Here is a 3656-nt window from a genome sequence, read left to right as displayed (position 1 = left end):
GCCTGGCTTGTCCAAGGGTGACACGGGTGGGACCGATTGGGGGGGCACGGCGCGCTCCTGGTGGCAGGCAGCGTGCCGGGCGGCGCGTTGCCGCGCTTATTACACCACTTGACGGCTTTGGGCCGCGCTGGCCTGCTCGCGCTTGCCCGCGAGCCAGTGCAGGATCAGCGCCAGCACCAGCAGCCCGGCCATGATGAAGCCCCAGAAGATCCAGCCGACCACCGCGATCAGCGTGCCCAGGCTGCCCGCCACGGGCAGGACCTGGTTCAGGCCCTGCGCGGCCCATATCAGACCGCCTTGCAGCGTCTGCAACCAGGCTGGGTCCAGCCAGCCCGCCGCCCACGCCGGCGCGACCCATTGGGACGTGTCCAGCGCCGTGCCCGGCACCTGGGCCGTGGCGATGGTGGCCAGCACCCAGTCGGTCAATTGCAGGGTCAGCGCCACCAGCCCCGTCCAAAGCGCGGCCAGCACGGCGAAGGTGAGCCAGATGATTTTCTTCATTGCAGTGGTACTCCGATTCAAAAGAGGGTCCACGATAAAGCGAATTCTATTTCTAAAAAACCAGAGTGCGTGTGACAAACATTACGAAAAAACCGAAGTCTTGGCGTGCGCCAGCACCGCCTGGACCAGCGGATGATGCTGGCCACGCCGGTTGCGGATGGCGTGGATTTCTTCGTGGACATCGTCGCGGCGGGCCAGGGGGCGCAGGCCGCGTAGCAAGCCGATGTCATCGCCGCCCAGGCGGCTTAGCGGGAATACGCCCAGGCCGCGCGCGGCAAATACCGACATCAGCGCGCTGTCCTCGAATTCGCCAACGACGTTGGGCAAGACGCCTTGTTCGCTGAACCAGCGGTCGAGCGTCTGGCGCAGCACGGAATGGCCGGTGGGCAGCAGCACGGGCAGCCGCGCAAGGCAGCGTGGGAAGTCCAGCGTGTCGGCCTTGCGCACGAGGCGGGCCGGGCCGTACCAGTCCACGGGTGACGACACCAGCCGGTCGCTGGTCAGGCGCAGGTTGGGGTTGGCGGGTGCGCCCTGGCCGGCCAGCACCAGGTCCAGATGGTGCTGGGCCAGTTCGCCCAGCAGCTCTTGAACCTCACCTTCGTGGCAAGTTAACCGCAGGTCGGGCGTGTCCAGCACGGGGCCAAGCAGGGCGTGCGCCGCCAGCTTGGAAATGCCGTCCGACAGGCCCACCGACAGCCGGATGACCGGCTTGGTGGCGGCCGCGCGCACTTCCTGAGGCAAGGTATGGCCGATCTGGAAGATCTCTTCGGCGCGCGCGAAAGCGGCCTTGCCCGCGTCAGTCAGCGCCACGCCCCGGCCGGCCGGCTTGAGCAGTTGGTGGCCCAGGTTCTTTTCCAGTTCGCGCACTTGGGCGCTGATGGTCTGTATGGCCATGTCCAGCCGTTCGGCGGCGCGCGAAAAGCCGCCTTCCTTGGCGACCATCCAGAAGTAATACAGATGACGGTAATTCAGCATGAGCGTGGACTCTTCGGTTTTTCCGAACCTTAACTCACTTTCAGGCTGATTTCTCGGTTGGCCTCATATCCGGATCATGGGCACCTTCGAACACAGCGGGGCAATCATGGACACCTTGATCACATTCTTCACCAACGATTTTTTAGGGACGCCGACCTGGAGCTGGTTGCTGTTCGTCGGCATCGTCGTCAGCCTGCTGGCCTTTGACCTGGGCGTGCTGCACAAGGAAGACCGCGAGATCGGCGTGCGTGAAAGTCTGCTGTTGTCGGCCGGCTACATCACCGCGGCGCTGCTGTTCGGCGGCTGGGTGTGGTGGCAAATGGGCGCGACCAGCGGCATGGCCTATTACACGGGCTTCATGATCGAAAAATCGTTGTCCATGGATAACGTGTTCGTGATTGCGTTGATCTTCAGCTTCTTTGCAATTCCGCGCCAGTACCAGCATCGCGTGTTGTTCTGGGGCATCCTGGGCGTGATTGTGTTGCGCGCCATCATGATCGGCCTAGGCGCTGCGCTGGTCAGCAATTTTGGCTGGCTGCTGTATCTGTTCGGCGCGTTTCTGGTGTTCACCGGCATCAAGATGTGGATGATTGCAGACCAGACGCCCGACATCGCGACCAACCCGATCCTGAAGTTCCTGAAGCGCCACATGCGTGTCACGGAAGGGCTGCGCGGCAATGCGTTCATGGTGACCGAGACGGATCCGGCCACGTCCAAGAAGGTGCGTTATGCCACGCCGCTGCTCTTGGCCCTGGTGCTGATCGAGTTTGTTGACCTGGTGTTCGCGGTGGATTCGGTGCCTGCCATCTTCGCCATCACGACCGACCCGTTCATCGTCTACACCAGCAACATCTTCGCCATCCTGGGTTTGCGTGCGCTGTACTTTGCCCTGGCCGCCATGATTCATCGCTTCCATTACCTGAAGTACGCGTTGGCCCTGGTCCTGGTGTTTATCGGCACGAAGATCTTCCTGGTCGGCTTCATCGGCAAGGTGCCGGCGGCGGTGTCGCTGGGCGTAACCTTCAGCCTGATCCTGGGTGGCGTGCTGTTCTCCTTGTGGAAAACCCGCTCGGACACGATGTCGACGCAGTAATCTAGCTTTCCATCAGCCCGCCGGCTTATCCCGGCGGGTTTTTTTTCGCCATTGCGATACATCGCCGATATGAAAAACTGCAAATTCACCTATTTGTAATATGGCGAAGCAGGGCGTAGAGTCCAGCCGTATGGGCAGTGATGCCCGATATCAGGAGCCGCCATGAGCCACAACAGTTGGTCCGCCAAGCAATACTCCGCGTTTGAAAACGAACGCACCCGCCCCGTGCGCGACCTGGTCGCCGCCTTGCCGAACCCGGCAGTCGGGCGGGCGGTGGACCTGGGTTGCGGCCCGGGCAATTCCACCGAGGTGCTGGCCCAGCGCTACCCCGACGCCGTGGTCACCGGCATGGACAGCTCGCAGGACATGGTGGACGCCGCACGCAAGCGCCTGCCCGCCCTGCAATTCGAGCTGGCCGACATCGCCACCTGGAATCCGCCCGAGCAGTACGACGTCATCCTGGCGAATGCCGCGCTGCAATGGGTGCCCGACCACGCCACGCTGTATCCGCGTCTGGTGGGCAAGCTGGCGCCGGGCGGCCTGCTTGCCGTGCAAACGCCTGACAACATGGAAGAACCCGCGCATCGCCTGGCGCGCCAGGTGGCGGGCGAAGCGCCGTGGGCGAGCAAGACGGGCGCCGTCAAGCACCCGCCGCGCCACAGCGCCGCCTGGTACTACGAATTGCTGAAACCGCATTGCGGCGTGCTGGACGTGTGGCGTACCACTTATCACCATCCGCTGGCGGGCGCGGCGGCGGTGGTGGAATGGTTCAAGGGCACCGCGCTGCGTCCGTACCTGGACAAGCTGGACGCCGCGGAACAAGCCAGCTTCCTGGCGCGCTATCAGGCCTTGATCGCCGAGGCTTACCCCGCGCTGGCCGATGGCACCGTGCTGCTGCCGTTTCCGCGCCTGTTCATCGTGGCTGGGCCCAAGCCGCGGTAAGAGCCGGCATCGTCACCCCGCCGCCGGCCCCGCCGACTTGTCCGCGAAGTAGCGCGCGGGCGTCTTGCCCAGCGTCTTCTTGAACATTGTGATGAAGGCGCTGACGGATTCGTAGCCCAGGTCATCGGCGGTGCGCTGCACCGAC

At 63.8% G+C, this 3656-nt stretch carries 5 protein-coding genes; 2 read left to right on the top strand and 3 right to left on the bottom strand.

Annotated elements, in window-relative coordinates; genetic code table 11:
- Nucleotides 1–99: 99 nt before the first annotated feature.
- Nucleotides 100–501, bottom strand: a complete 402-nt coding sequence (locus ACNPP0_RS07560; protein WP_332611242.1) for a hypothetical protein — start codon at nucleotides 499–501, stop codon at nucleotides 100–102.
- A gap of 81 nt (nucleotides 502–582) precedes the next feature.
- Nucleotides 583–1476: a LysR substrate-binding domain-containing protein gene (locus ACNPP0_RS07555; RefSeq protein WP_332611244.1), complete on the bottom strand. Its 894-nt coding sequence runs from the start codon at nucleotides 1474–1476 to the stop codon at nucleotides 583–585.
- A 106-nt stretch (nucleotides 1477–1582) separates the two neighbouring features.
- Between ACNPP0_RS07555 and ACNPP0_RS07550 the strand changes: the two genes are divergently transcribed.
- Nucleotides 1583–2569 carry a TerC family protein gene (locus tag ACNPP0_RS07550; protein WP_046806807.1) on the top strand — a complete coding sequence of 329 codons (987 nt, stop codon included), beginning with the start codon at nucleotides 1583–1585 and terminating at the stop codon, nucleotides 2567–2569.
- A 162-nt stretch (nucleotides 2570–2731) separates the two neighbouring features.
- Nucleotides 2732–3511, top strand: coding sequence for a trans-aconitate 2-methyltransferase (tam, locus tag ACNPP0_RS07545; protein WP_448705490.1), 780 nt, complete (start codon nucleotides 2732–2734; stop codon nucleotides 3509–3511).
- Nucleotides 3512–3523: 12 nt separating this feature from the next.
- Here tam and ACNPP0_RS07540 read toward each other — a convergent pair.
- Nucleotides 3524–3656, bottom strand: a 133-nt coding sequence (locus ACNPP0_RS07540) for a helix-turn-helix domain-containing protein (RefSeq protein ID WP_448705532.1), incomplete at its 5' end; no start/stop codon positions are given.

Source organism: Achromobacter semiaridum (assembly GCF_053543755.1).
This window is presented reverse-complemented; position numbering and strand designations above follow the sequence as displayed.

Excerpts from the sequence above, each read along its gene's own strand:
- ACNPP0_RS07560 (WP_332611242.1), bottom strand. The coding sequence starts at position 501 with ATGAAGAAAATCATCTGGCTCACCTTCGCCGTGCTGGCCGCGCTTTGG.
- ACNPP0_RS07555 (WP_332611244.1), bottom strand. The coding sequence starts at position 1,476 with ATGCTGAATTACCGTCATCTGTATTACTTCTGGATGGTCGCCAAGGAA.
- ACNPP0_RS07550 (WP_046806807.1), top strand. The coding sequence starts at position 1,583 with ATGGACACCTTGATCACATTCTTCACCAACGATTTTTTAGGGACGCCG.
- tam (WP_448705490.1), top strand. The coding sequence starts at position 2,732 with ATGAGCCACAACAGTTGGTCCGCCAAGCAATACTCCGCGTTTGAAAAC.